This is a genomic window from Staphylococcus sp. EG-SA-2 (assembly GCF_017152085.1).
Window position 1 is genome coordinate 1 of the sequence record NZ_JACYHC010000414.1, and the last position, 6253, is coordinate 6253.

The window sequence follows — 6253 nt, forward strand, 5'->3', positions numbered from 1 at the left end:
TTCATTAACTCTAATTTAATACCAATAGAGATTTGAACGAAATAAAAAAGCAGCAACAACTTCGTGAAAAATACACGCGCTGTTACCACTTTAATTTTTATTCTTTATAATCTTTTAGAATAACTTTGAACGTTGAGCCTTTGCCAACTTGACTATTCACTTCAATATTGCCTTGGTGGGCCTCTACTATATGCTTTGTAATTGATAATCCAAGACCTGTCCCACCAGAATCTCTACTTCGTGCTTTATCTACTCTATAAAATCTTTCAAAAATACGCTGTTGGTCTTCTAATTTAATACCTATACCAAAATCTTGTACTTCGAAAATGACACGAAAGTCATCTCGATACACACGAACGTTAATATCTCCATCTTCATAAGAATAGTTAATTGCATTCGTTAACAAATTCGTGATAACTTGAGCAATTTTACTTTCTTGTGCTTTAACAATGACATCTTTTTCAATATCAGTATGAATGGAAATATTTTTTTGATTGGCTTGAGTCATCATATTATCAATAATACGCCGCGTTAAATCTGATAAATTCATATAGTCTGTATCTAACTCTGTATGTTGCTCAATATGCGATAAATCTAACAGATCTGTTACTAAAGATTCTATTCGATTTGATTCTTTTAAAATTATGTTTAAAAACATGTCTAATGATTCCGCATCATTTTTTGCACCATCAATAAGCGTTTCAGCAAACCCCTTAATTGAAGTAATAGGTGTTTTTAATTCATGTGAAACATTTGCTACAAATTCACGTCTTAGATTTTCAAGTTGTTTCAGATTTGTTATATCATGCATCACAACTAAAATCCCTTGCAAACTTTTTTGAGACCTAGTTAAAATCGGAACGCATGAAATATCAAAGTACTTGGCATGGACTTGGTTTATTGCAACTTCCAATTGTTCATAAATAGGTTTTTCAACTTTAAAACTTTCTAAAATTAATTGCTCAATTTCAGTATTAACATAGCCGTGATAGCCTACTTGTTCAATATTATGCGAGATGTTGAACTGTTCATAATACGCTTTATTTGCAACAACGATTTTTCCATTTCGATCTATCATTAAAATAGCACTTGGAATATTTTCAATCGTTGTTTTTAAACGGTTGGATTGAATTTTTTGCTCATTATTAAGCTTTTGAAGGCGTCGTGCTAAATCATTGGTAGACACAAAAAGCGCTTTCGTTTCTACAACATTACTTTCAGGTACACGTATGTGATAATAACCATTTGCCAACAATTGTGTTGCATAAGTAACTTCTTGAATGGGACGGATTAATGTACGCTTAAAACTACGGCTTGCAAAATACAGACAAATGAGTACAACTAAACATGTCAATATAAGATATTTCCACAACGTCCAATGCATTTCTGTAATATCGTTATTGTAACCTTTAATCCATACATGATAACCGTTAACCTTCTTATTAAAAATAAAAACGTCCCTTTTTTGAATATAGCTATCACTATTTGGGATAGCTTTCAGTTTGCCACTACTAAACACCTTTTTATCATGTTTAGTTATCAATAAATCTATATTTTGCTGTTTTACAATTTCTTTAACTTTATCAATCTCATTATCTTGGACTAAATAAATATATGATCTTGCATCTGTTGCTAGAGCTTGTTCGTGTTTTTCTGATAAAACATATGTGATGGAAGCGTGAATAATAATGCCTAATGTAACAAAACTGATAATTAATATACTGCTTATCAATAACATTAAGCGGTGGTGAAACTTCATCATTGTTCTTTAGGTCTTTCCAATTTATAGCCTAAGCCACGCACAGTTTTAATAAGTTGTGGCTTCTTAGGATTATCTTCTAATTTATCTCTTAAATGACTGATATGTACATCAACAATTCTTGAGTCTCCTGCAAATTCATAATTCCATACCGTATTTAACATATGCTCTCTCGTAATGACTCTGCCTTGTCTTTCTATCAAATAAAGCAAGAGTTCAAATTCTTTCGGTGTTAGCTCCAATAACTCGTTATGCTTATATACTTCAAAATAATCGGGTCTAATACGTATCGATCCGATGGTAATATCATCGTCAATCTCTTCTACTTCTTTTACAAATTGAGAACGTCTTAAAATGGCTTTCACACGGGCAACAACTTCTCTAGGTGAAAAAGGCTTAGTCATATAGTCATCGGCACCTAATTCTAAACCTAATACCCGATCAAACTCATCATTTTTCGCCGTTAACATTAATATAGGGACTAAATTTTTATTTGTTCTTACAGTCTTACATACGTCAATGCCATCTTTTTTAGGTAGCATAACATCTAAAATAATTAAATCTGGCTGTTCACTTTCTACCTTTTCTAAAGCCTCATCACCATCAAATGCGACAACAACTTCATAACCAGCTGTTTCTAAGTTATATTTAAGTAATGTTACGATTGAATGTTCGTCATCTACTACCAACACTTTTTGCGACATGGTATGCCTCCCTAACTTATAATTATATTTACATTATAACCGAACTATTTATAAAAATAACATCCTACACATTATCTTTACACATTTTTTACATTACTTTACATATAAATAAAATACTTCTTATATTTCCTTCTATCATTTGCATGACTTACTCTGGGACAACGAAATAAATTTTGTAAAAATATCATTTCTATCCCACTACCTATGCATGAGTTTTACTCATTTATTCCTAAGCTTATGTACAAATTCGCTTTGTCTAATGTGTAATAAACACTACATAATCAATCATTGGTGACTCTTTATTATTTCTATCCTGTTGCCAACTTCAATTCATTTAAAAAGGCGAACCTAGCAATTAAAGTTGCTAGACTCACCTAATTTTATTTTGCTTATTTTAAATTTTTAATCAATTCATCTGCAAATGCTGATGTAGAAACTTCTTCAGCACCATCCATTAAACGGGCAAAGTCATAAGTAACAACTTTTGAAGCAATTGTATCTTCAATTGAATCTGTAATCTTATCTGCCGCTTCTTGCCATCCTAAATGTTCTAACATTAATACAGAACTTAAAATTACTGAAGATGGATTCACTTTATTTAAACCTGCATATTTTGGAGCTGTACCATGTGTTGCTTCAAAAATAGCATGACCTGTTTCATAATTAATGTTTGCACCTGGCGCAATACCAATACCACCAACTTGTGCAGCTAAAGCATCTGAAATATAGTCACCATTCAAGTTCATAGTTGCTACAACATCATGCTCAGCTGGACGAGTTAAAATTTGTTGTAAGAAAATGTCAGCAATAGAATCTTTAATGATAATCTTGCCTTCTTTTTCAGCTTTTTCTTGAGCAGCATTAGCAGCATCTCTGCCTTCATTTTCAACAATTTCGTCATATTGTTGCCAAGTGAATACTTGATCACCAAATTCAGATAATGCTAAATCGTAACCCCACTGCTTAAATGAGCCTTCTGTAAATTTCATAATATTACCTTTATGAACTAAAGTAACTGATTTACGGTTATTATCGATAGCATATTGTATAGCTGCTCTAACTAATCGCTCAGTTCCTTCTTTAGAAACTGGTTTAATACCAATACCTGAAGTTTCTGGGAATCGAATGTTTGTCGCACCCATTTCGTTTTGTAAGAAGTCAATTACCTTTTTAACTTCTGTTGTACCTTCTTTAAATTCAATACCAGCATAAATGTCTTCAGTATTTTCACGGAAAATAACCATATCAACATCTTGTGGACGTTTAACAGGTGATGGTACTCCTTTAAACCAACGTACCGGTCTTAAGCAAGTAAATAAATCTAATTCTTGGCGTAAAGCCACATTTAATGATCTAATACCACCACCAATTGGTGTTGTTAAAGGTCCTTTAACAGCAATTAAATATTCTTTAATTGTATCAAGTGTTTCTTGAGGTAACCATTCACCAGTTGTATCAAATGCTTTTTGGCCAGCTAGCACTTCTTTCCATTCAATGCGTTTTTCGCCATTATAGGCTTTCTCAACAGCAGCATCTATAACTCGGCTTGCTGCCTTCCAAATATCCGGTCCAATTCCATCACCGATAATAAATGGGATAATTGGTTCATTAGGTACGTTTAATCCTTCAGTTCCTTGAGTAATTTTTTCTGCAGTCATAGTTATTTTACCTCCAAATTTTACATCTTCATTTTTAATTTGTATTGATTATTTTCTTTCTTCAAGCGGGATATACTTACGATTCGTTTCGCCAATATATTTCGCTCTAGGACGCATAATTCTATTATCTTTATATTGTTCTAAAATATGAGCAATCCATCCTGCAGAACGACTTACAGCAAAGATTGGCGTGAATAAGTCATGAGGTATTTCCATACAGTGATAAACACTCGCACTATAAAAATCAACATTAGGAATTAATCCTTTTTCTTCTGCCATACGTTTTTCCATTTTCACTGACATTTCAAATAATTCTTCACGACCAGCGTCTTTCGTAATTTGACGGCTCATTTCTCTTAAATATTTCGCTCTAGGATCACCATCTTTATATACACGATGACCAAAGCCCATTACTTTATCTTTATTAGCAAATTTTTCATCTAAGTAAGCATCAACATTTTCAATTGACCCAATCTCAGATAACATCGTCATAACTTGTTCGTTTGCACCACCATGTAATGGCCCTTTCAGAGAACCTACAGCTGCTACAATACCTGAGTACATATCTGACAATGATGATACCGCACAACGTGCTGTAAATGCAGATGCGTTCAACTCATGATCAGCGTGTAAAATAAGTGCTTTATTGAAGGCTTCTACTTCTATATCTGTTGGTAATTCCCCACGTAACATATATAGGAAGTTTGCCGCATAACTTAAGTCAGGATTAGGCTTAAGTGGTTCTTTATCTTGTCTTACTCGAGCAAACGCTGTAACTAATGATGCTACTTTAGCCTGTATACGCATTGCTCTTTCATAACGATTTTCATCTGATTCATTTTCAGCATCAGGATCGAAATGTGCAATATATGATAATGACGTACGTAATGCTGTCATTGGATGCACGTGATCTGTAACATACTCCTCAAAATGTGTATACACACGAGGATTTAATGTCATGTATTGATTTAATTTCCCTTTTAGATGAGCAAGCTCTTCTTCGTTTGGCAATCTATAGTTCCATAATAGGAAAATAACTTCTTCAAATTGCGCATTTTCAGCTAGATCATCAATATCATAGCCGGCATAAGTCAATTGACTTTCAATAATTGAACTTATTTTAGTCTCCGCTGCGATAACCCCTTCTAAACCTCTTTGTAATTCTGCCATGATAAATTTCCCCTTTACTGTTTCTTTATGAAATGGCTTTCAACTAATATTATAGCTAAACGCATTTCGTTTGTGAAATATAAAAACTGGCATTATATGTGCAACAATTTTTTTGTAAATCTATGTAAATGTCACAGAATAGCCACAAATAGCACCATTAAAGCTTTTTCAAGATGTGAATAATCCATGAATTTTACAATAGAATTAAATTTTCAATTGGTTATTATATATGATTATAAAAACCAAAGTATATTAACATGGAATTTTACACATTTTTACCGAAAATAATTGTATATATCTCAATATAAGTGCATAATAAACATATCTATATTTAAGGGAGATGTATTATGGCTGAAAAATTACAAAGGGAACTGAGCAATCGCCACATACAATTAATTGCAATTGGCGGTGCAATTGGTACAGGCTTATTCTTAGGTGCTGGTCAAACGATTGCATTAACCGGCCCTTCAATTCTATTAACATACATCATTATAGGATTTATGTTATTTATGTTTATGCGAGGTTTAGGAGAAATCATTATACAGAATACTGAATTTAAATCTTTCGCAGATGTAACCAATACATATATTGGGCCTTTTGCAGGATTTGTTACCGGATGGACATACTGGTTCTGTTGGATTATTACAGGTATGGCTGAAGTAACGGCTGTGGCAAAATATGTTAGCTTTTGGTTCCCAGAAATTCCAAACTGGATAAGTGCACTATTTTGTGTACTGTTATTAATGTCATTCAACCTACTTAGCGCAAGACTTTTCGGAGAATTAGAATTTTGGTTCTCTATCATTAAAATAGCGACAATTATTGGTTTAATAGTAGTTGGTTTCGTCATGATTCTATTTGCATTTAAAACTCAATTCGGGCATGCCAGTTTCACAAATTTATATGAACACGGCATATTCGCTAAAGGTGCTTCTGGATTCTTTATGTCTTTCCAAATGGCA

Annotated in this window: 5 protein-coding genes; 1 reads left to right on the forward strand and 4 read right to left on the reverse strand. The window is 33.0% G+C overall.

Features of this window, described 5'->3' with window-relative positions:
- Nucleotides 1-97 precede the first annotated feature (97 nt).
- The 4 genes from pnpS to IDG60_RS04520 form a co-directional block, all read right to left on the reverse strand.
- Entirely contained in the window at nucleotides 98-1759 is a 1662-nt protein-coding gene (gene pnpS / locus IDG60_RS04505) for a two-component system histidine kinase PnpS (protein ID WP_015445861.1), read from the reverse strand.
- Nucleotides 1759-2463, reverse strand: a complete 705-nt coding sequence (locus tag IDG60_RS04510) for a response regulator (protein WP_000080028.1) — start codon at nucleotides 2461-2463, stop codon at nucleotides 1759-1761. Before IDG60_RS04510 ends, pnpS begins: the two co-directional genes overlap by 1 nt.
- Before the next feature lie 389 nt (nucleotides 2464-2852).
- Entirely contained in the window at nucleotides 2853-4121 is a 1269-nt protein-coding gene (icd, locus tag IDG60_RS04515) for an NADP-dependent isocitrate dehydrogenase (protein WP_000123165.1), read from the reverse strand.
- A gap of 48 nt (nucleotides 4122-4169) precedes the next feature.
- On the reverse strand, nucleotides 4170-5291 hold the full coding sequence (locus IDG60_RS04520) for a citrate synthase (RefSeq protein ID WP_000829167.1): 1122 nt from the start codon (nucleotides 5289-5291) through the stop codon (nucleotides 4170-4172).
- Between the two features lie 347 nt (nucleotides 5292-5638).
- Here IDG60_RS04520 and IDG60_RS04525 point away from each other — a divergent pair.
- A partial coding sequence (locus tag IDG60_RS04525; protein ID WP_001660212.1) for an amino acid permease occupies nucleotides 5639-6253 on the forward strand: 615 nt, incomplete at its 3' end.